Here is a 21525-nt window from a genome sequence, read left to right on the forward strand (position 1 = left end):
CGTGTTTCAGGGCCCTTTGTGACTGTTGGGCAGCAGAGGATCTAGTTCCAGATGTGCACGCGCTGCGCGGGATCGAGGTACAGCTCGTCGGACTCGGCCACGTCGAACGCCTCGTAGAACGCGTCGAGGTTGCGGACGATGCCGTTGCACCGGAACTCCGGTGGCGAGTGCGGATCGATCGCCAGCCGCCGAATCGCCTCGGCGTCACGGGACTTGGTGCGCCACACCTGCGCCCAGCCGTAGAAGACGCGCTGCACACCGGTGAGACCGTCGATGACCGGGGCAGGCTTGCCGCCCAGTGACAGCTCGTAGGCCAGCAGGGCGATCGACAACCCACCAAGGTCGCCGATGTTCTCCCCGACGGTGAAGGCGCCGTTCACGTGCTGGTCGCCGCTGAGTTGGCGGGGCACGTACTTCTCGTATTGCGCGATCAACGCCTCGGTGCGCGAACCGAATTCGGACCGGTCCGCGTCAGTCCACCAGTCGACGAGGTTGCCGTCGCCGTCGTACTTGGCGCCCTGGTCGTCGAACCCGTGGCCGATCTCGTGGCCGATCACCGCGCCGATGCCGCCGTAGTTGGCGGCGTCGTCGGCCTCGGCGTCGAAGAACGGCGGCTGCAGGATAGCCGCGGGGAAGACGATCTCGTTCATGCCAGGGTTGTAGTACGCGTTGACCGTCTGCGGCGTCATGAACCACTCGTCACGGTCGACCGGACCGCCGAGCTTGGCCAGTTCACGGTCGTAGCCGACGGCGTTGCCGCGCTTGTAGTTTCCGTACAGATCGGCCCGGTCGATCACCAGATTCGGGTAGTCGCGCCACCGCGCCGGGTAGCCGATCTTGGGGGTGAACTTGTCCAGCTTGGCCAACGCCCGCTCCCGCGTCTCCGGCGTCATCCATTCCAGGTCGTCGATGCTGACGCGGTACGCCTCACGGAGATTGGCGACCAACTCGTCCATCCGTGCCTTCGCGTCGGGCGGGAAGTGCCGCTCCACGTACAGCTTGCCCACCGCGTCGCCCATCAGGTTCTCGACGAGTGCGACGCCGCGCTTCCAGCGGTCGCGGATCTCCTGAGTGCCGCTGAGTGTGCGGCCGTAGAAGTCGAAGTTCTCCTCGATCAGGTCGTCGGTCAGCATCGCCGACCGCGAACTGATCAACCGCCAGCGCAGCCACCACTTCCAGTCCTCGAGGTCTCCCTCGGCCCACAGCGCGGCGAACGCGGTCAGGGCGTCGGGCTGGCGCACCACGACCTCCGCAGCGGCGTCGGTCGTGGTGCCGATCGCGGTGATCCACCCTGCCCAATCGAAGCCCGGCGCCTCGGCCTCGAGGTCGGCGAAGGTACGCAGGTTGTAGGTCAGGTCGGCGTCGCGGCGCTTCACCACGTCCCAGTGGGCAGCGGCGATCTTCGTCTCGAGGGCCACGATGCGGGCGGCCGTGGCCTCCCATTCGTTGGGCTGAGGCTCCTCGCCGAGGGCCAGCGCCAGCATGCGCGTGATGTGTCTGGGATAGGCCGCCAGGATCTCCGAATGCTGGGCGTCGCGGTAGTACGACTCGTCGGGCAGGCCGAGACCGGACTGCGACAGGTGCAGCAGGTAGCGCGTCGAGTCCTTGGAGTCGGTGTCGACGTAGAGGCCGGTGCCTCCGCCGACACCGGTGCGCTGGAAACCGCCCAACACGGCGGCCAACGCGGCTCGGTCGGCTGCACCGTCGATCGTCGCGAGCTCCTCGCGCAGCGGTGTCACGCCGATCCGGGCGACGGCGTCGACGTCCATGAAGCTGCCGTACAGGTCGCCGACGCGTTGCTCGTCGGTGCCCGGGGCGGCCCCACGTTCGCTGGCCTCGACGATCAGGTCGCGCACCTGCTCCTCGGCACGGTCGGCGAGCAACCGGAAGGCGCCGTCGGTGGCGCGGTCGGCGGGGATGTCGTAGTCGGTCAGCCAACGGCCGTTGACGTGGCCGAACAGATCGTCTTGAGGGCGGGTGTCGTCGTCGACGAAGGACAGGTCGATACCGGAGTGGGCAGCTTCTAACGTCACTCGACCATCCTGCCAGCCGCGGCCGGCGACGGGGGCCGGGTACCCTCACGGCCATGCCCGAGCAGCTCGACGACGAGCCCACCCCGGTTGCCAGTGGCGGCCCGAGCGGGTTCGGGATCGGCTCCGCGGTGCTCGGCCTCGTGTCAGTCGCCGCGGTGGTCCTGGCGGTGCTGCTGTGGAACGGTCACCGCCACGACGTCGACGAACGCGCGTATCAGACCCGTGTGCTGCAGGCCGCCGTGGACTGGACCGGCGTCCTGATCAACATGAACTCGAGTTCGGTCGTCCAGAGCATGCGCACCTTGCACGACGGCACGGTCGGTCAGCTCAACGCGAACTTCGAGACCGCGGTCGAACCGTTCAGCCAGGTGGTGCAGAAGCTGCAGTCCCAGACCGTGGGTCAGGTCGAATCCGTCGCCATCGAATCCCTGTTCCATGCCGCCCCCGGCGATCCGGGTCTGCCCCCGGTGCCGCAACCCGAGCTGGCCACGGTGTCGTCGCGCACCGACAACGTGCTGGTGGTCGCCACGTCGGTCAGTCAGAACGTGGGGTCCAAGCCGTTGACGGTGCACTGGGCGCTGCGACTGGCCATCTCCGACGTCGACGGGAAGTTGTTGGTGTCGCGGCTGGAGACCATTCGATGAGGAACCTGGTCAGGGTGGTGGCGTTCGACGTGCTCGCCCCGCTCGGCGCGGTGCTGGCCCTGGTGTACATCGGGGTCGCATTGGCGTGGCCGCTGTGGTGGGTGTCGGTCTGTTCGGTGCTGTGCCTGCTGATCGTTCAGGCCGTCGTGGTCGACGTCGTGCTGTGGCGCCGCGACGGGGTCACCCTCGGCACCGACGACGACGCACCACGATTGCGGCTGGCCGCCGTGGGGCTGACCACCGTCGCATTGGCCGCCGCGGTCGCGGTCGGCTACACGAGTTGGACGGCACCCCAGTCGCAGCTGAACCGGGACATGACCGAGGTGGTCGGCATCGCCAGTAGCGCGGCCGAGGCATCGGCGACGTTCACACCGCAGAATCCGAGCGCCAACGTCGACCGGCTGACGGCGATGATGACATCCCGGGGGGCCGACGTTTTCCGCGGCGAATTCGACTCCATGGCAAAGGATTTGACGAGCAAGGGTCTGACCGTGTCGGCCAGCACGGTCTCGGCGGGCGTCGAGGCGATCGGGCCGGAGGCGGCCGTCGTCGCGGTCGTCATGCGGGGCACGCAGAACGCTCCGGGCAAGCAGCCGGCGACTGTGCCTCTGCCGCTACGTGTTTCGTTGGTCAAGCAGGACGGCCGGTGGCTGGTCGACGACTTGTCGCCGATCAACTCGCGCTGATCAGTCGTCGCGACCGTTGCGCATCTTGGCGAATCGGTCCGACAACCGGCGCATCCTGATCATCAGCGAGGCCGCCGGGCTATGGGTGCCCTGCAGGTAGGCCGCGAACTCGTCGGCCGGAATCCCGATGCGCGAGGCGAACTCGTCCTGACCGAGGCCCGAGCGCTGCAGCAGCATGTGGACGTGGCGGCCCACCTCGGCACATTCGTTGGCCTCCAGTTGCGCCCGGGTGCGGGTCAGCACCTCGACGAGCGCCTTGGACACCCCGTAGGGCGGAGCGGTGTCGAGCACCTCCTCGACCTGGCGGGCCGTCCGACCGTAGGGGTCACGCCTGATGGCCGCGACGATGCGCTGCCAGACGGTCAGATCGTCGGTCTCGAGTGCCTCGCGGATGGCCGACGTGGGCCAGAACTCGACGGGTCGCTGGTCGACGGTGGGGCGTTGCCGAGGCCCGGTTGCCGCGGGCCTGGGGCGACCGGCGGCATCGCCGCGCGTATCTGAAGTCAACGTCACCTCGCCTCCTCCAACATCGCCACCGCCACTGCCAAGCAACGCTGCCGCACGTGTGCCCAGTCGGACACCGCCTCGGCGCCCATCCAGTCCTCGTCGTCGTCCGACGGATGCGGGTCGGCCAAACGCCGTACGAGTTGCGTCGCCACCCATTGGCTTCTCAACCGCTCACCAGAGTAGTACCGGTCCATTTCGGCCAGCACCACCGCCGCGGTTTGAGTCTCCATGGACTCCACCAGATCGGCAAACTCGGCGTAGTCCCTGGCGTTGTTGCGGCACATGATCAGGTAGCACTTGAGTCGCAGGGTCTCGGCACCGGTCGGAATCTCCAGCCGGTCGCCGGTCGGCAGCAGAACGTTGGTGGTCTCCATCGGGCCGCGACGTCGCACTGCCGGTCGTTCGGCGCCCGATTCGGTTGCCAGGGCGTCGAGCGCCACCGCGAGCCGGCCGCGCCACATCGTCACCGGATGCACGGGCTGGCGCGGGAAGAATCGGCTGCCGCTCTTGGCGTTGCGGGCCGCGGCGAGCCGACCAGACCTGCCGCCACCGTGGTAGGCGGTGTTCAGCCGCAGCGTGTCACCCGCCTTGAGCGGCGAGCCGCCACCGCGTCCTTCCTGCCCCCCGATGGTCGACAGGCTGACCAGTGGCTCGTCGCCGCCCTTGACGTGCGCGGCGATGGACCCGCCGGGCGGGAGGCACCCGCTGAACGCCAGCGGGTCGGCCACCGTGATCGTCTGAGGCGCCAGAGTCTTGAGCTTCGCCGCCGATTTCACGACGTTGCGGATGTCGGCGCCCGACGGTCCCATCGTCGAGATGTCCTCCGGAATGACGACGAGGTCGCCGATGTCGGCCTTGGGCAGCGGCTTCTCGAAGTCCACCGACGGCAGGATCCGATCCAGCCAGCCCGGCAGCCACCAGTTCCACTGCGCGAACATCGCCATCAGTGCGGGCACCAGGACGAGGCGCACGATGGTCGCGTCCACGGCGATGGCCACCGCGCACGCGACGCCGAGCTGAGCCACCAGCGGCATGCCGGCAAAGGCGAAGCCGATGAATACCGCGATCATGATCAGCGCTGCGCTGGTGATGGTCCTTGCGCTGGTGCTGACGCCGTAGGCCACGGCGTCGCGCGTGTTGTTGGTCTGCAGGAAGCGCTCGCGGATGCGGGTCAGCAGGAAGATCTCGTAGTCCATCGACAAGCCGAAGGTCATCGCTAGCACCAGCGGCGGGATGGTGCTGTCCAGGGACCCGAGTGGCTCGAGACCCAGTGCCTCCAACCAGCCCCACTTGAAGACCACGACGAGGCTGCCGTAGGCCGCCGCCACCGACAGACACGTCATCAGGACGCCCTTGAGCGCCAGGAACACCGACCGGATGGAGATCAGCAGCATGACGAACGCGATCAGCGCGACGAAGACGAACACCATGGGCTGCGTGGTGGCCACGCGTCGGTCGAAGTCCTGCAGCAGCGCGGTCGGACCGCCGACGTCGACCGTCGCGGGAGAGCCCGCCGCCGCACCAGGAAGTTCGGCGCGCAGCCAGTCGACCGTGTCACGGGCCGCGGGATCCTCGGGATCGATGGACAGCACCGCCGACAGCAGGGCGCTGCGGTTGTCGTTGGCGAACACCGGGGGTGACACGGTCGCCACGTCGGGACCCTGGGTCATCTTCTGCTGCATGGCGTCCAGCGCACCGGTGTTCTGCGATCCGTTGGCGTTGCCGTCGGGGAACGTGACCAGCACCTTGATGGGGCCCAGTGCGCCGGGGCCCAGGGCCTGAGCCGCCGCGTTGATGCCGCCGCGAATCTCGTGGGTGGGGGCGAACTGGCGTTGCAGACTGTTGCCCAGCGTCATGGCGAACGCCGGGGTCGCCAACGCAATCAGCACCACCGTGGCCCCGAGGGCGGAGATCCACTGTCGCCGCATCACCAGGCCCACCCAGCGCGTCCAGAATCTCGACTGCGTGGTCTCGGGCCGACGCGACACGTGTAGATAGGACGACCGTTTGGAGGCTGCCTTCCCGAACGTCGCCAGCACTGCGGGGATCAGCGTGGTCGAGGTCAAGACGGCGAGCGCCACGGCCAGGATCGCGCCGGTGGCCATCGACGTCAGCACCGGGGTGTGGATGAGGTAGATCCCGGTCACCGAGGCGATCACCGTCAGGCCCGAGAGCAGAACGGCAAGGCCCGAGGTGGCCATCGCGGCGTCGGCGGCCTGGGCCGGTTCGCGACCTGAGCGCAGTTCCTCCCGGAACCGCATCAGGATGAACAAGGAGTAGTCGACGGCAAGGGCGATGCCGAACATCGACACCGTCGACGTCACGAACACCGACATCTGCGTCACCATGGACAGCAGATAGACCAGCCCCATCGTGACGACCACGGTGCAGATACCGAGCACCAGCGGCACCGCCGCGGCCGCAAGCGATCCGAACACCGCGAGCAGCACGATCAGCACGATCGGCAGGTTCCACTTCTCGGCCTGGGCGATGTCGTGCTTGGTGGCCTCGCTGGCCGCGGCGCCGAGCGCGCCCTGGCCGATGACGTACAGCTTGACGTGGCCGTTCTCGATCTGGCCGGGCTGGTCGCCGTCGATACCGACCTTCTTGCGCAGCTGTTTGGCCAAGTCGGAGCTACCGCTGTTGAAGTCGGTCTGCAACGAGACCACGAAGGGCCGGTCGGGCTGCGGCGGCGGCTGCTGCGGATTGGGCATCACCTTGACGCTGGGAACCTCGGCGGCGATGCGTTCGAGCTGGGTGACCGCGGCGTTCATGTCGTCGAACGTGGCGTCGGCGCGCGGGGCCGCCACCAAGGCCAGAGGTGAGGCACCCTGATCCGGATAGTGATCCTGGATGGCGTGCTCGACGCTCAGCGACTGCGAGCCGGCGACTTCGAACCCGCCGCCGGTGAGGTTGCCCGACTGGTTGAGGGCGAGGTACACCGACGGAACCAGGAGGAGCAGCCACGCGATGAACACTGCCCAGCGGTATCTACGCAGCTTGCTGCTCAACCGCAACATGAACTGCTGGATGGCTGGCCCTGCCTTACTCCCCGGGTTGCTCCTGCGTTTCGAGACGAGAGCCTACCGCAGCACGAGGTAGGGTTGCCGCCCCTCGCAGCCGTTCTTCGGCGTCTCCGACCGCGTCGCGACCGACCTGGGTCTTTGCTGTGCCGGTTGGTAGCCGGGCTACGCGGATGGCATCATGGGCCACGATCCTGAGGAGACCACCTGTGAAGAGCACTTCCACCACCCGTCGCTGCCTCGGCGGCGTGTTCGCTGCCGCCATCCTCGGCGGTGCGATCGTGACGGTAGTGACCCCGTCGGCTCCGTCGGCCACCGCGGCCGCGGACCCCTGCGCGGCCAGCGAGGTGGCCCGCACGATCGGGTCGGTGGCCACCTCCACCGGCAACTACCTCGACGCCCATCCCCAGACCAACGCGGCGTTGACGACGATCTCGCAGCAACAACCCGGACCGCAGTCGCTCGGGGCGCTCAAGACCTACTTCGACGCCAACCCGCAGGCAGCCAAGGACATGCAGGCGTTGCAGGCCCCGCTTCAGGGTCTTTCGGCGCGCTGCCGGTTGCCGTTGACCCTGCCGCAGGTGATGGGTCTGCTGCAGGGTGCGCAGGCACAGGGCGGCGCGTTGCCGGGAAGTTTGCCCAGTGCGTTGTCGAACGCCCAAAACGCGGCCGTGCCCGGGCTGACGCCGTCGGCGCAGTCCGCGCCTACGGCCGTCGTCACGCCCGGCACGGGTCCGCTGCCCGGGCCCGCCACCGCCACTCCCAGGTAGCCCGCAGCGAGTCGTCGGCGTGTTCACGAGGTCCGTGTGAACAGCGGGTTCGGCGATTTTGGCCGCGGATTGACCCCAAGGCGAGAAACTCGCGACCGATTCTGCTTAGCTTTTCGATGTCGGCATCCGCGGTGACACGCGATCGCCGCCGCGTCGTGGACTGTCGTGCACATTCGAAGAAGGAGCTTGATCATGTCGATCTCGGCCCGAGCTGGGCGACGTGCGGTTGCTGGCGCCATGGGTGCCGGTGCGATCGCAGGCGCGATGCTGTTCGCAGCCCTTCCGTCGGCCCTCGCCGACGATCCGGCCCAGAACCCCCCGAACTGCAGCGCCGCGGACCTCTCCGGCGTGTCCTCGGGCGTGGCGGCGTCGACGTCGGCGTATCTGTTCACTCACCCCGACGTGAACTATTTCTTCACCAGCCTCGAAGGCCTGCCCCGTGACGAGGTCCGCACCAAGGTGGCCGAGTACATGGACGCCAACCCGGGGCCCAAGGCCGATCTGACGGGTATCCGTCAGCCTCTCGTCGACCTGAAGAATCGCTGCGGCGCCGCGCCCGCGCCTGCAATTCCGTAATCCAGGGTGCGGGTGGCAGAACCAACCGCGCTCGATGGCGCGGGTCGCACGGTGTTGATGGTCGACGACGACCCCGACGTCCGCACGTCGGTGTCGCGCGGACTGCGACATTCGGGTTTCGACGTGCGAGTCGCGGCGACGGGCAAGGAAGCGCTGCGGCTGCTGTCCAACGAGTCACACGACGCCTTGGTGCTCGACGTGCAGATGCCCGAACTCGACGGTGTCGCCGTCGTGACGGCCCTGCGGGCTCTCGGCAACGACATCCCGATCTGCGTGCTGTCGGCGCGTGACACGGTCAACGACCGGATCGCTGGGTTGGAGGCCGGTGCCGACGACTACCTCACCAAACCGTTCGACCTCGGTGAACTGGTCGCCCGGCTGCATGCCTTGCTGCGCAGGTCCAGCCTCTCGGAGCGCTCGCCGGACACCATGACCGTCGGTCACCTGACCATCGACACCGCGAGGCGGCTGGTGTTCGTGGAGGGCGAGCGCGCCGAGCTGACCAAGCGGGAGTTCGACCTGCTCGCCGTGCTCGCGGAGAACGCGGGCGTGGTGTTGACGCGCCAGCGGCTGCTCGAACTGGTGTGGGGTTACGACTTCGACGTCGACACCAACGTCGCCGACGTCTTCATCAGCTATCTGCGGCGAAAACTGGAGCGTGAAGGCCATCCCCGGGTGATCCACACCGTCCGCGGAATCGGCTACGTCCTGCGCGACGAGCCCTGAGGTGCGGCTGCCGCGGCTGGGCAGGTCGGCGTCGCTGCGCACCCGCGTCGCCCTGGCGTCTGCGGCCGCGGCCGCCGCGGTGGTCGCGGTCTTCACCGTGCTGACCTCGCTCGTGCTGGCCAACAACGACGCCGCCCAGCTCGACCGGCGGCTCGACTCCATCGTCGACGCCAGCGTCTACGACCAGACCAACGGCGTGCTGCAGACCGGTCGTGAGCGGTCGTCGGGCCAAGTGGTGTTCCAGCGCGGTTTCCAGCTACCCCAACTCCCGCCCGGCACCGAGACCGTCGAGGTCAACGGCATCGAGTACCGGGTGCGCACCATTCCGGTCGACCAGCAGGGCGGCGTGCTGATGTCGGTGGGCATCCGCGCCGACAGCATCCTGCTGAACCGGGCGCGCATCCCGCTCTACACCGCCGTGGGTGTGGTCACCGTCCTCATCGCAGGCGGGCTCGGCTGGATGCTGGCCGGCCCTGCGATCCGACCGCTGCGCAGGCTCACCGAGCAGACGATGCGGCTCGGCAAGGGCAGCGACCGGATGGCGGCGGTCAAGGGTGCGCGCGAGGCCGAGGAGCTCTCCGACGCGATGGCAGGCATGCTCGAACGTCTCGCCGCGGCGCAGCTGGCCACCACCAACAGCTTGCAGGCGGCCCAGGACTTCGCCGCGAACGCGGCGCACGAGTTGCGGACACCGCTGACGGCGATGCGCGCCGACCTGGACACGCTGCGAATCCACGATCTGCCCGCCGACGAACGCGACGAGGTCGTCGGGGACCTTGCTCGCGCCCAGCGCCGGGTCGAGGCCATCATCACCGCCCTCGGCCAGCTCGCGTCGGGTCAGCTCGCGCAGATCGAGGACCGTGAGCTCATCGACGTCACCGACATGCTCGACCGGGTGGCCCGGGAGAACGCCAGGGCGGGTGACGTGGAGATCGTCGTGCAGAGCGACGACGACATCGGGGCGATCTGGGGATGGCCCGGCGGTTTGCGATTGGCGGTGGACAACCTGGTGCGCAACGCCATCGCCCATGGCGGCGCCACCACGATCGTGCTCGCGGCGCATCGGCACGCCGGACGAGACGGCCGGGGAGACGCACTGACCATCGTCGTGGACGACGACGGGTGCGGGCTACCCGCCGAGGAGCACCAGTTCGTCATGGGCAGGTTTGCACGTGGCAGTACGGCCACCCCCGGCGGATCCGGCCTTGGGCTGGCCCTCGTAGCCCAGCAGGCGCAACTGCACGGCGGTGACATCGCGCTGTCGGAGGGTCCGCTCGGCGGGCTGCGCGCGACGCTGACGGTGTCGACCTCGCCCGAGCCGGAGTCGGATCCGGACACCGACGACGCGCTCAGCGATGAGCTAGGGCCCTTGCGCCGAGGCGCCAACCGAGTAGCAGAATGGCGGTCGAAAGCGAAGCGACCACCACGAAGCTGAACGCCGTGCCGGCAGACGTGGCCTTGCGCAACGCCATTCCGACGATCACGGTGCTCAGCCAGATCACGATTCCCGTGGGCGCCAACGTCGTCGGTCGGCGCCACGCCCTGGCCGCGGTCCATCCGATCGCCGTTCCGGCCAGGAACGGCCACGCCGTCTCGGCGACGCCCGCCACGGTGATCCCCTCTGCGTGACTGCGTCGTCCGATCGCGCAGAACACCAGCACGCACACCGCGTCGGCGGCCGCGGCGACGGCGACCGCCCTGCGGTCAACGGGCGGCATAGGTCATCACGTCGAGTACCAACGGGCCGAGGTCCTTCTCCTGGCGGGGAGTGCTCCCCGGCGCCATGGGGGCGGGTTGGCCCGCCAGAAGGGGATAGAGGGCGTTCATGGAGGCCAGTCTTCCGTCGAGGGTGAAGTCCTTGATGACGAACGGTAATCCGTTGGACCGCAACGGGTCCGGTGAACTCATCACGTGAAAGTGTAGATGTGGAGCATCGCTGTTGCCGGTGTTGCCGAGGTGTCCGAGCACCTGTCCCGTGCTGAGCTGATCGCCGGGCCTGACCTTCACGCTGCCGGTTTGCAGGTGTGCATACAACGCATATCTCTTCTCGGTACCGTCGCCGGAGATGTCCTGCACGACGTGGTTGCCGGCGTACTGGTCCAGCGGCAGCCCGGTCGGACTCTGGCCCGCGACCTGCTCGGGCAGCCCGTCGAGCACCGCCACGACCGGTCCGTCGGCCACCGCGTGGACGTCCACCCCGAAGTAGGGGTAGCTCTGCGGTGCGCCCCGGTCACCGGTGAAGATCGTTCCGTCGGCGCTGAGCTGCAGGTAATCCACCGCGAATCGCTCTGCGGCCCAGAGGTTTCCGTCGAGCGGGTTCAGCGCCATCCGATGCGCCGTCATGTCGCAACAGCTGTTTCCGTCCAGCCAGCGCGGTCCGTCCAGCGGCGGCGAGATCTTCGCGGGCTCGTGCGTGGAAACGGTGACCGGGGCGACGGCGTTCTCGGTGACGGTGGGCGGCAACAGCGGCGGCAACGGCTTGGCCAGATCGGCGACGATGGTGTGGCTCAATTCGGTGGGGACGGGCGCCGACTCGTCGAGCACGACGTCGAGCCACACGACACCCGCCCGACCGGGCCCAAGCGTCGTGGTGGGGGTTTGACTGGCCCCCAGTGCTCGCATCCAGTAGGCCAGCTGATCCCCGGCCAAGGTCAGCAGGTCGTCGTCACCGGCCTTGACGGACAACGACTTCACCGTCACGTCACCGTCGAGGACGTTGGTCAGTTGGACCTCGTAGGCGAGATGGCGCTTGCCGTCGGTGGTCGGCACCGGGACGGGTGCGGCGATCACGCTGGCGAGGACGGGCGTGACCTGGGCCGGCGGCCCCGAGGGTGGCGCGCCGGGCGACGCAGCCGATGGACGAGCTGCACTGCTGGACGTCGGGGGGCCCTGCGTCGGGGTGCCGCAGCCGGCGAGCAGGATCGCCGCGCCGAGGAAGCCGGCGGTTCTGGAGCCGATGCGATGCATCCGCCGATCCTAGGGCCGGTCCCCGGAACCGCGGCTCGGTTCGGAGCCGCCCGTCACGTCCTCGGGTGGGTTCGCGTCGGGGTCGATGGCGCTCTCGGTACGGAAGAGGACGAAGAACACCACCCAGCCGATGGCCGAGATGAAGATCCAGCTCACCAACCGGTAGATCAGCATCGCCGAGATCGCCGACGCCAGCGTCATCCCGCTCGACACCAGACCCGGCACCAGAACGGCCTCGACGACGAGCAATCCGCCGGGCATCAACGGGATGGAGCCGACCGCACGGGCCGCGGCGTATGCGACGGTCAAACCCGCCAGCGACGGTTTGCCACCGGCGGCGTAGGCGGCGAATGCCAGGCACGCGACGTCGGCCACCCAGTTGAACACCGACCAACTGAAGGCCGTACCGAGGGTGCGCCGGCTCAAGCTGACCGACTCGAGCTGGCAGAGCATCTCGCGCCACTTGCCAAGACCGGTGTCGGCGGGCTTGCCGAGCAGCGAGTTGACCCACGACAAGACCCGCACGCCGATGCCGTCGATCTGCTGGGGGTTCGCCGCGACGGACTGCGCGAGCACCAGCAGGGCCAGGAACCCGCCGAGGGTGAAGATCAGCGACAGCGGATTCTTGCTGGCCCCGAGCAAGAAGGCGCCGCCCAGCCCGATCAGCGCCAGCCCGACCACCTGCAGGACCCCCGACATCACCAGCTGCCATGACGCGACCATCGGGGAGGCGCCCCAGAGTCGTTGTTGCCGGTAGACGAACGTCGCGGAGAGCACCGGGCCTCCCGGCATCGTCGTCGACAACGCGTTGCCTGCGTAGAACGCGGCCTCCGAACGCCACTGCCGCACCACCACGCCGGCCGACTTCAGCAGCGTGCGCTGAATCTGGGCGAAGCTGTGCATGGACGCCAGCGCGGCGACCGCTGCGGCGAGCACCCACCACCAATTGGCCGACAGCAGACTGCGCCATGCCTTCGCGAGCTGATCCCAGACCAGCACGACCTCGACGCTGAGCACGCTGACGGCGACGCCCACGAGTACCCAGCGCACCCACCAGTACCGTCCGCGTGGACGGTCTTTCGGAGTCGCTTCGCTCTCGCCAGGCACGGCATCCTGCGACACGGGGTACAGGGTAACGGCGCCCCGCCGCCCGGCGAGTGCCAGAACGCGGTGCCGCGAGTCGTTACGCTACCGGGATGCCATCCCGGTCGGCCGAGACTCCGGCGTCGCCGCCCAACTCGATCTCACTGGATCCGGGGGCCGACGCGTCGGTGCACCCGATCGTCCGCAAGACCGCCGCGTGGTCCTGGCGGTTGCTGATCATTCTCGGCGCGCTGGTCGCCCTCATCTGGGTGGTGTCGCAACTCGAGGTCATCGTGGTCCCGGTGTTGCTCGCCACGATGGTGACCGCAATGCTGCTGCCGCTCGTCGACCACCTTGACCACCGCGGCCTGCCGAGGGGCGCCGCCGTGGCCACGGTCGTCGTCGGCAGCATCGTGGTGGTCGGCGGCCTCCTGACCTTCGTCGTCAGCCAGTTCATCCAGGGTGCACCGGCACTGATCGACCAGGTGACCCTGAGCATCGCCAACGCGCGCAACTCGCTCAACACGGGGTTGCTGGCGCACTTCAGCAACGACCAGGTCAAGAACGCGACCGACACCGCGATCGACGCGTTGAAGAACAACCAGGCGAAGCTGACCAGCGGCGCGCTCTCCACGGCAGGCACCGTCACCGAGATCGTCACCGGCGCACTGCTGATGCTCTTCACGCTGATCTTCCTGCTGCAGGGCGGCCGGAACATCTTCGCCTTCGTCACCAAGATCTTTCCCACGACCGTCCGCGGGCGGGTGCGCGACGCCAGCCGGGCCGGCTTCCACTCGCTGATCGGCTACGTCCGCGCCACGTTCCTGGTGGCGTTCGTCGACGCGGTGGGCATCGGGACCGGCCTGGCGATCATGGGGATCCCTCTCGCGCTGCCGTTGGCGTCGCTGGTGTTCCTCGGTGCGTTCATCCCGCTCGTCGGCGCGGTGCTCACCGGCGGGCTGGCCGTCATCGTCGCGCTCATCGCCAAGGGCTGGGTGTACGCGTTGATCACGCTCGGGTTGATCATCGCCGTCCAACAGCTCGAGGCGCACGTGCTGCAGCCCCTGGTGATGGGCCGCGCGGTGTCACTTCATCCACTGGCCGTGGTGCTGGCGATCACCGCGGGTGGCGTGACCGCCGGCATCGTCGGAGCGCTGCTCGCCGTGCCCCTCGTGGCGGTACTGAACAGCGCGGCACGCGTCCTGCTGGCCGACGACCCGGAAACGGAGGCGGCCGCTCTCGCCGCCGAGGACGGTCCGCCCGTCGAGGGGTCGACGGACGAGCCCGCGCCGAGGAGTTAGAGCCGGCCCTCCCGACGCAGCAGATCCGCGGCGCTCATGCCGCCACCGCGACGCTTGGGCGCGTCCTCGGCCGTCCCACGGGTGTCGATCTTCTCAGTCTGGTCGGCCTCCGCCGGGCGCGACGTCGGAATCGCGGTCGTCGGCGGCTCGGTGGCGGGCGGCGCGGACGGCCGTCGACCGGCGGGCTGGCCGCCGCGGTCACCCTGCGCGGCACCGCCGCGGTCATTTTGCGCGGCACCGCCGCGGTCATTTTGCGCGGCACCGCCGCGGAGATCCCCCAGCCACGATTCGATCTCCCGGCTGCCCGTCCCACTCGACCCACGGGACGCCGAGCCCCGAGCCGGAGCCGCGGTCCGCGGTGCGGCGGGGCGGTTCGGATCCACGCGCGGCGTGCGCGTGGTGGGTGCCTCGGCCTGAGCCGGGATGCGGGTGGTCTGGTCGGGAGCGGCGGGCCGCTGGGTGGGGATTGCGGTGGTCGGCGGCTCGGCGACAGGAGCCGTCGGGAGACGGGTCGTACCCGCCGCCGACGGAGGGCTGACGCGCTGCGGCGCGACCTTGCCGGTGGTCGCCGAGCGCGGCCCTGGCTGCGGGTGGGTGGGGTCGTGCGGCGGCAGTGCCCGCATCGGGGCCCCGGCGCCGACGAGGGCCTCCGAGTCGACCTCTGCCTCGCGGGCGGTCGGCCGCTTGCGCTCGTCGGGCAGCTCGACCTCGCCAAGGCCAAGGCGCTCCTGGATGCGCTTCATCCACTGCGGTGCCCACCAGCAGTCGTCGCCGAGCATCTTCATGATCGCCGGGACCAGGAACATCCGGATGATCGTGGCGTCGAGCAGCAGCGCGAGCAGCAGGCCGAACGCGAGGTACTTCATCATCACCAGGTCGGAGAAGACGAAGGCACCCGCCACGACCGCCAGGATGAGCGCGGCGCCGGTGATCAACCGGCCGGTAGTCGCCGTGCCGACGCGGATGGCCTCGGCGGTGGATAGGCCGCGCGCCCTGGCCTCGACCATGCGAGAGACCAGGAACACCTCGTAGTCCGTCGACAGACCCCAGATGACGGCGATGATCAAGCCGATCATCGGGGCCATCAGCGGCTGCGGCGTGTAGTTCATCAGTCCCGAGCCGTGCCCGTCGACGAACATCCACGTCAGGATGCCCATCGTCGAGCCAAGGGTGAGCGCGCTCATCAGCGCCGCCTTGATGGGTAGCACCAGCGATCCGAAGGCCAGGAACATCAGGACCGTGGTGGTGAGGATCAACACGACGACCATCGTCGGCAACTTCGAGAACAGGCTGTGAATGCTGTCCTGCTCGAGGGCGGGCGTGCCGCCAACCCAGATGGTCACGCCCTTGGGGGCGGACATGCTTCGCAGCTCGTCGATCTTCTTGGAGGCGTCGTTGCGGACCTCCAGACCGTTCTGCAGGACGCAGGGCAGGTCCTTCGACAGACACGGGTGCGGTTGCCCGTCGGTGCCGATCGGGATCTTGGGGTCCTTGACGTCGGGTGCCACCGGGCGTTCGTCCCAGGTGCCCGTGAACCCGGTGATCTGCGCGGCCTCGTTCTTCACCTGGGCGAGCTGTTCGGGGGTCGCGCCCTGCACGACCAGCGTCAGCTTCTCGGTGCGGTAGCCGGGGAAGCTGGTGTCGAACGCGTTCTGCGCCTGGCGCACGGCGTTGTCCGGGGGGAGGTACTTCTCGCTGATGCCGCCGAGCGCGAGCTGACCGAGCGGGATCACCAGCAGGATCATCACGATGACGATGGGCAGGGCGAACGCGCCTGGGCGCTTCATGACCTTGTTGACCAGGACGCCCCAGAAGCCCTTCTCGACTTCTTCGCGGGTCTTCGTCTTCTGGGTCTTCTCGGCAAGGAAGTTCAGCCACCACAGCGTGATCCTGCGGATCAGGGGGACGAAGCGCGCCAGCACGAGGATCGCGGTGACGGTCGCGCAGAAGATCACGATGCCCAACAGGATCCAGAACAGGGCGCCTTCGATGACGCCGGCGTCGCGCAGGGCGTAGCACCCGTAGGCGAGCCCGCCGTAGAGGCCAAGGTAGGCGAACACCAGACCGATGTAGGCCAGGGTGTCGCCCTGCTCGCCGGTCTTCTTGATCTGCTGGCGGGCGACGTGGCCCACGGCGATGCCGATCGGCGGAAGCAGGATGCCTGTCGGGATGGCGGCCAGCGCCAGGGTGTTCTTCTTGGGGTTCGACGGATCCGAGTGGATGGTGTTCGGCATCGCGAACTTCACCAGCGATCCGACGCCGATCGAGTCCACCCGGTGGCCGAGCACGGCCAGCGCGGCGATCAGCACGGTGTTCGACATGACCGCGGCCAGCATGACCGAGGCGATGATGGCGTAGGTGATCGACTTGAGGAAGCCCTGGGGGAACAGCAGCAGTGGCACCGACGACGCGACGATGATCACCGCCGAGAACATGACGGTGCGACCCGAGGTCATCATGGTGCGCCGCACGGCCGCCTGGGTGTCGTATCCCTCGGCCAACTCCTCTCGGAACCGGCTCACGATGAACAGGCCGTAGTCGATCGCGATGCCCAGTCCGATCAGCGTCACCACCGGTTGGGCGAAGAAGTGCACCGGAATGAACTCCGCGACAAGGCGCATGATGCCCAGCGCGCCCAAGATGGTCAGCCCACCGATGATCGCGGGCAGGCTGGCGGCGATCACGGTGCCGAAGACGAAGAACAACACGACGGCGACCAGGGGAATGGCGGCGACCTCGGCGCGCTTCTGGTCGTCGCCGATGGTGCCGGTCAACTCGCTGGCGATGGGCTGCAGACCTGCGAGCTGGATCTTGCCGTCGTCGACTGTCTGCAGGTCCGGCTGGATGACCTTGTAGTTCTTGAGGATGGTGTCGTCGTCGTTGCCCTTGAGCGGCATGACGATGAACGTGCGCGTGCCGTCGTTGGCGAGGGCCTTGTTGGTGGTGGGGTCACCGGTCGGGTTGGTCAGGTAGCCCTGCCAGGAGAGGATCTGATCCGGGTGGTCGGCGACGACCTTGTCGAGCTCGGCCTTGATCTGCTTGGACCACTGCGGGTCATTGGCCTTCTTGCCCTCGGGTGCGTCGAGGACGCCGACGATGTGGCTCAGCCGGTCACGGCCGTAGACGTCGTCGGCGAGTTCCGACGCGGCGACCGACTGGCTCGTGTCGTCGTAGAACCCGCTCTGGGTGACGTGCTGACCCAGGCTGGCGCCGTAGATGCCGCCGCCAACGCTGAGGGCCACCATGATCCCGATGACCAAGTACCGGAATTGGTACACCCTTCGACCCCACCAGGCGAACACGTGAGCTCCTAACTGATCTTCTTCAAGTTCTCTGCCTCCGCCGCGTCGATCTCAGTCGGTCACTAGCGTGAGTTGAGCAACGAGGACAGCGGCCGGAATGGCTGCAACCACGCCCCCTCCTGGGGCAGCGAATCGAGGCCGATCCGCGGTAGAGGCTCCCGGAAGACACCAGCGATGTCCTCGAGGTCGACGAACTCCAAGGTATCCGACGCTAGCGCCCAACTCGCATGTTCGCGAAATCCGAGAATGCTGACGCCGATGCCGTCACGGGCGATGTCCTCCAGCGGGAGCCGGAACGCCTGACCGTCAGCCGATGCGACGAACACGCTGGCCAGGCCTTCGCGACGGCGCAGGGCGATGTGCTCGAGCATGTCGCTGTCCACGTCGCTGTCGTCGTCGATCTTCGGCTTGGCGAACACCGCGAAACCGACGTTGCGCAGCGCCTCCACCCACGGCCGGACGACGTCGGCGCTCCCCGGGGCGATGTTGGTGAACACCGTGGCTTCGGGCTCGAAGATGACCTGCGGTTCCTCGGCGGCACGTTCGCGAGACAGGTCGGCCGTCCGGGCCAGCAGCCAGCGCCCGAGAGCGTCGAATCGCGGCCGGTGTGCCGCGGTCGGACGGCCCCCGAGGATGGAGCCGAGGCCCATGTCCAGATTGGGTGCGTCCCAGACGAGGAGCACCCGCTGGGGGCTGCGGGGCTGCGGCGTCACGGTAACGGCGTCGGCATCGGTCCCGGCGTCGAGGTCTTCGTCACGTTCGGCGTCGCGGCCGTCGTCGGTGTGGTTGCGGCCGGGGTCGTGGTCGTCCGCCACCACCCCGAAGTCTTCGGTGAGGCTCACGGGCGCTTCTCCCAGACGAATTCCGAGACGGCGCTGCCGGCGCGCTGCGCCTTGTCCTCGTACTTGGTGACGGGTCGACGCACGGAGATCGGCAGCTTCGGGTCGGTCTCGTCGAGCGTCGAGAAATCCAGCCTGCGCAGCCTCGGCTCGGCGTCACCCACCTCGCCGATCTGCTCGGCGTACCCCGGGTGGTCGGTGGCGGCGTGCAGAATGCCGCCGGGTCGCAACCGGTCGGCGATCAAGGCCATGGTCTCCGGCTGCAACAGCCGGCGCTTGTGGTGGCGCACCTTCGGCCACGGATCGGGGAAGTACACCCGCACGCCGGTCAACGACCCCGGACCCAGGAGGTGCTCCAGGACGTCCACGCCGTCACCGCGAACGAGTCGCACGTTGTCGAGCCCGTCGCGGTCCAGGCCGTTGAGCAGCTGGGCCAGGCCACGCTTGTAGACCTCGACGGCGACGACGTCGAGGTCCGGTTCGGCCGCCGCCATGGCCAAGGTCGAGACTCCGGTGCCGCAGCCGATCTCCAAGATCAGCGGCGCGGATCTGCCGAACCAGGCCCGAGCGTCGATCGGGTCGGCGAGTGCGCCGTCCGCGTCACGGACCACCATTCCGAGCTCTGGCCAGCGCCGATCCCACGTTTCGCGCTGCAATCCGGACAGTGCGGAGCGCCGGGAACGGAAGCTGCTGACGCGGCGCGGGGCGTGCGACGTGCCGGAGCCGTCGTCGGTGACCGACGAGTCGGCCTCGTCGCGCTGCACGTGCATCAGTCCATGGTCGCTCATCGAGGCCCTCGTGCCCGCATCGTGGTGCATTTCGATACCCAACAGTTGCCTGGAGCCGCTAGTGCGCAAACTACCGAATTTGCCGCTCGGTGGGGGTGCGCGGCGGTGTCACGATGACATCCGGGGGAGGAATGGTGACGACGGCGTTCATCGGTGAACTGGAGAAGTTGGCTCTGGCAGGCGGTGGTGCGCCCATCGCGGGGATCCTCGAACGTCTCGGACGGCCCACCCGGGTGGAGGTGACGGGGCGAGACGGCGTCGGCCGGGGGTGTGTGACGACAGCGCTGAGGCGCCGCGGGGTCACCGTCGGCGCCGTCGGCACCGTCGCCGAGGGGGTCGACGCCCCCGACGTCACCGTGGTCGTGGTGGCCGAGGCGGTCAAGGCCGAGGACCTCGCGGTGATCGACGCCGCCGCGGGTCAGGTGCTCGTGTTGCTCACCAAGGCCGATCTGGCCGGGGCGGGGCCGCAGGGCCCCATCGCGGTGGCCCGGCGGCGCGCCGAGGCGCAGTCCCGCCGGATCGGGGTGCCCGTCGTCCCCGTGGTGGGACTGTTGGCCGCGTTGAGCCCCGTCGACCTCGCCGACGACCTCGTCGCGGCCCTGCGCCGGTTCGTGACCGAGCCGCCCGACCTCACCGGAGTGGACGCCGTCGTCGCCCAACCGCATTCGGTCGACGTGGACGTGCGTCGACGGCTGCTGGCGCGGTTGGACCGGTTCGGCATCGCCCACGCCGTGCTGGCGTTGCGGGCGGGCTGCGACGCCGCCCAGATCGTGGCCCGGCTGGCGCAGGCCGGCAACGTCGCGGAGGTGATGACCGCGCTCGACGCGGCGGCGGCGCCGGCCCGGTATCGCCGCCTGCGCGGGGCGATAGTCGAATTGCGTTACTTGGCACACCGTTTCGACGACGCCGCCCTGCAAGAATTGTTGGTCGCCGACGTCACGGCGATGGCCGCGATGTCGGCCGCCGTCGACGTGGTGACCGCGGCCGGTCTGGCGGTGGACCACGGTGACTCCGCGTCGGCTCATCTCGCGCGGGCGAGGAGGTGGCGCGGTTACGGCCGCGGGCCGGTCACCGCGCTACACCGACAGTGCAGCGCGGACATCGTCCGCGGTTCGTTGCGACTGTGGGACGGAGCGCGAGCGTGACGCCGGTGGTCCTGGTGACGGGGCCGCGGCTGAGCGGGGTGGACGGTGTGGTGGCGGCGCTCAGGCAGCGGCTACCCGCCGCGGTCGTGACCGCGGACCGCACCGAACTGGGACGCCGGGCTCCCGACGCCGTTCTCGCCGTCGTCTCGGCGGCGGCACCGATGACGCGGTCGGACTGGGCGTCGGTCGAGGTGGTGGTCGGGCGTACCGAGCTGGTCATCGGGGTGGTGTCGAAGGTCGACGCCCACCGACGGTGGCGGGAGGTGATGGCCGCCAACCGGGCATCGCTCGCGTCGTGGGACGCGCGGTACCGGTCGACGCCGTGGGTGGGCGTCGCGGCGGCGCCCGGGCTTGGCGCGGTCCTCGTCGACGACCTGGTCGAGCTGCTGGTCGAGCGACTCGGCCGAACTTCCTTGCCGGCAAACGCAACTCGGCGCGCCACGGTCCGGCCGGACCCGGCCGAGGTCAGGCGGGTGCTGCAGCGCCGCCGGTTGCGCCTGCTGCGCGTCGTCAGGGACCGCAGCGCGGCGTGGCGGGCGGACGCCAGGGCGACGGCCGCCGAGCTCGGGTCGGGGGCGGTGGCCGACTTCGAGGCGATGGTCGCGACTGCGGCCTTGGAGTTTCACACGTGGGTGCTCGAGGAGGTCGACCGGGAGATCACCGCTGCGGCCATCGAGGTGGGTGCCGCCGCGCCGCAGCCAGGGGTTCCGACGGCCGGGCCGCCCGACACGAGCCGGACGGCGACGTCGTCACGACGACTGGAAGGTCGGCTCGCGGCGGTGCTCGGCGTCGGTTTTGGGCTCGGGGTCGCGCTGGCGTCGAGTCGGCTGCTGGCCGGCATGCTGCCCGGATGGTCGGCAGGCGGGTGGGCAGCTGGCACCGCGGCGGGCCTGGCGCTGGTGGTCTGGGTGGTGCGGGCGCGCGGGCTGCTCCACGAGCGGGCCGCACTCGACAGGTGGGTGGTGGAGGTGGCCGCAACCCTGCGGTGGCACGGCGAGGCGACGGTCGCCGAACGATTGCTGGCCGCCGAGTCGCGGTGGGCGGCGCAGGCTCGGGCAGCGCCGCGAAACGGGGTCTCGGCGGACCGACGATTGACGCGCAACGGGGTTACTGACCAGTATGAATGGTGTTGACG

At 69.0% G+C, this 21525-nt stretch carries 18 protein-coding genes; 9 read left to right on the plus strand and 9 right to left on the minus strand.

Annotated features, from left to right (window positions below):
- Positions 1–41 precede the first annotated feature (41 nt).
- Positions 42–2033 (minus strand): M13 family metallopeptidase, encoded by a 1992-nt coding sequence (locus tag H7K45_RS29090; RefSeq protein ID WP_263999653.1) that lies wholly within the window; start codon positions 2031–2033, stop codon positions 42–44.
- Between the two features lie 53 nt (positions 2034–2086).
- Between H7K45_RS29090 and H7K45_RS29095 the strand changes: the two genes are divergently transcribed.
- Complete coding sequence (locus H7K45_RS29095) at positions 2087–2677, plus strand: hypothetical protein (protein ID WP_263999654.1); 591 nt, start codon at positions 2087–2089, stop codon at positions 2675–2677.
- Positions 2674–3363, plus strand: coding sequence for a hypothetical protein (locus tag H7K45_RS29100; protein ID WP_263999655.1), 690 nt, complete (start codon positions 2674–2676; stop codon positions 3361–3363). Before H7K45_RS29095 ends, H7K45_RS29100 begins: the two co-directional genes overlap by 4 nt.
- Here the strand turns inward: H7K45_RS29100 and H7K45_RS29105 are convergent, their stop codons facing one another.
- Together H7K45_RS29105 and H7K45_RS29110 are read right to left on the minus strand one after the other, a co-directional pair.
- Positions 3364–3876 carry an XRE family transcriptional regulator gene (locus H7K45_RS29105; protein ID WP_263999656.1) on the minus strand — a complete coding sequence of 171 codons (513 nt, stop codon included), beginning with the start codon at positions 3874–3876 and terminating at the stop codon, positions 3364–3366.
- Positions 3873–6890 (minus strand): MMPL family transporter, encoded by a 3018-nt coding sequence (locus H7K45_RS29110; RefSeq protein WP_263999657.1) that lies wholly within the window; start codon positions 6888–6890, stop codon positions 3873–3875. The genes H7K45_RS29105 and H7K45_RS29110 overlap by 4 nt, the downstream gene beginning before the upstream one ends.
- Before the next feature lie 176 nt (positions 6891–7066).
- On the opposite strand from H7K45_RS29110, the gene H7K45_RS29115 reads away from it, so the two are divergent.
- The 4 genes from H7K45_RS29115 (at position 7067) to H7K45_RS29130 (ending at position 10400) form a co-directional block, all read left to right on the plus strand.
- Complete coding sequence (locus H7K45_RS29115) at positions 7067–7663, plus strand: hemophore (protein ID WP_276070716.1); 597 nt, start codon at positions 7067–7069, stop codon at positions 7661–7663.
- Between the two features lie 192 nt (positions 7664–7855).
- Complete coding sequence (locus H7K45_RS29120) at positions 7856–8239, plus strand: heme-binding protein (RefSeq protein ID WP_263999659.1); 384 nt, start codon at positions 7856–7858, stop codon at positions 8237–8239.
- A gap of 57 nt (positions 8240–8296) precedes the next feature.
- On the plus strand, positions 8297–8965 hold the full coding sequence (locus H7K45_RS29125) for a response regulator transcription factor (protein ID WP_263999765.1): 669 nt from the start codon (positions 8297–8299) through the stop codon (positions 8963–8965).
- A 1-nt stretch (position 8966) separates the two neighbouring features.
- Entirely contained in the window at positions 8967–10400 is a 1434-nt protein-coding gene (locus H7K45_RS29130) for a sensor histidine kinase (RefSeq protein WP_263999660.1), read from the plus strand.
- Here H7K45_RS29130 and H7K45_RS29135 read toward each other — a convergent pair.
- From H7K45_RS29135 to H7K45_RS29145, 3 genes are read right to left on the minus strand one after another with little or no spacing between them, the layout of a single operon-like run.
- Entirely contained in the window at positions 10315–10683 is a 369-nt protein-coding gene (locus tag H7K45_RS29135; protein ID WP_263999662.1) for a DUF3054 domain-containing protein, read from the minus strand. The two genes, H7K45_RS29130 and H7K45_RS29135, sit on opposite strands and share 86 nt — an antisense overlap.
- The gene (locus H7K45_RS29140; protein WP_263999664.1) at positions 10670–11932 is read right to left on the minus strand and encodes a M23 family metallopeptidase; all 1263 of its coding nucleotides are present in this window, start codon (positions 11930–11932) and stop codon (positions 10670–10672) included. Before H7K45_RS29140 ends, H7K45_RS29135 begins: the two co-directional genes overlap by 14 nt.
- A 9-nt stretch (positions 11933–11941) precedes the next feature.
- Positions 11942–13054, minus strand: coding sequence for a lysylphosphatidylglycerol synthase transmembrane domain-containing protein (locus H7K45_RS29145; RefSeq protein WP_372512683.1), 1113 nt, complete (start codon positions 13052–13054; stop codon positions 11942–11944).
- A 74-nt stretch (positions 13055–13128) separates the two neighbouring features.
- Here H7K45_RS29145 and H7K45_RS29150 point away from each other — a divergent pair, with 74 nt between their 5' ends.
- Entirely contained in the window at positions 13129–14316 is a 1188-nt protein-coding gene (locus tag H7K45_RS29150; protein WP_276070717.1) for an AI-2E family transporter, read from the plus strand.
- On the opposite strand, the gene H7K45_RS29155 is transcribed toward H7K45_RS29150, so the two are convergent.
- The 3 genes from H7K45_RS29155 to trmB all read right to left on the minus strand — a co-directional run bounded on the left by H7K45_RS29155 (position 14313) and on the right by trmB (position 19245).
- Positions 14313–17618, minus strand: coding sequence for an MMPL family transporter (locus H7K45_RS29155; protein WP_263999665.1), 3306 nt, complete (start codon positions 17616–17618; stop codon positions 14313–14315). The two genes, H7K45_RS29150 and H7K45_RS29155, sit on opposite strands and share 4 nt — an antisense overlap.
- 62 nt (positions 17619–17680) lie before the next feature.
- Positions 17681–18331 (minus strand): NYN domain-containing protein, encoded by a 651-nt coding sequence (locus tag H7K45_RS29160; RefSeq protein ID WP_263999768.1) that lies wholly within the window; start codon positions 18329–18331, stop codon positions 17681–17683.
- Between the two features lie 125 nt (positions 18332–18456).
- The gene (trmB, locus tag H7K45_RS29165; RefSeq protein ID WP_263999666.1) at positions 18457–19245 is read right to left on the minus strand and encodes a tRNA (guanosine(46)-N7)-methyltransferase TrmB; all 789 of its coding nucleotides are present in this window, start codon (positions 19243–19245) and stop codon (positions 18457–18459) included.
- A 113-nt stretch (positions 19246–19358) separates the two neighbouring features.
- On the opposite strand from trmB, the gene H7K45_RS29170 reads away from it, so the two are divergent.
- A complete protein-coding gene (locus H7K45_RS29170; RefSeq protein WP_263999667.1) occupies positions 19359–20390 on the plus strand; it encodes a hypothetical protein in 1032 nt (343 codons plus the stop codon).
- Positions 20387–21523 (plus strand): hypothetical protein, encoded by a 1137-nt coding sequence (locus H7K45_RS29175; protein ID WP_263999668.1) that lies wholly within the window; start codon positions 20387–20389, stop codon positions 21521–21523. Before H7K45_RS29170 ends, H7K45_RS29175 begins: the two co-directional genes overlap by 4 nt.
- Positions 21524–21525: the final 2 nt, after the last annotated feature.

The sequence above is a fragment of the Mycobacterium yunnanensis genome (assembly GCF_025823185.1).
Classification (GTDB): domain Bacteria; phylum Actinomycetota; class Actinomycetes; order Mycobacteriales; family Mycobacteriaceae; genus Mycobacterium; species Mycobacterium yunnanensis.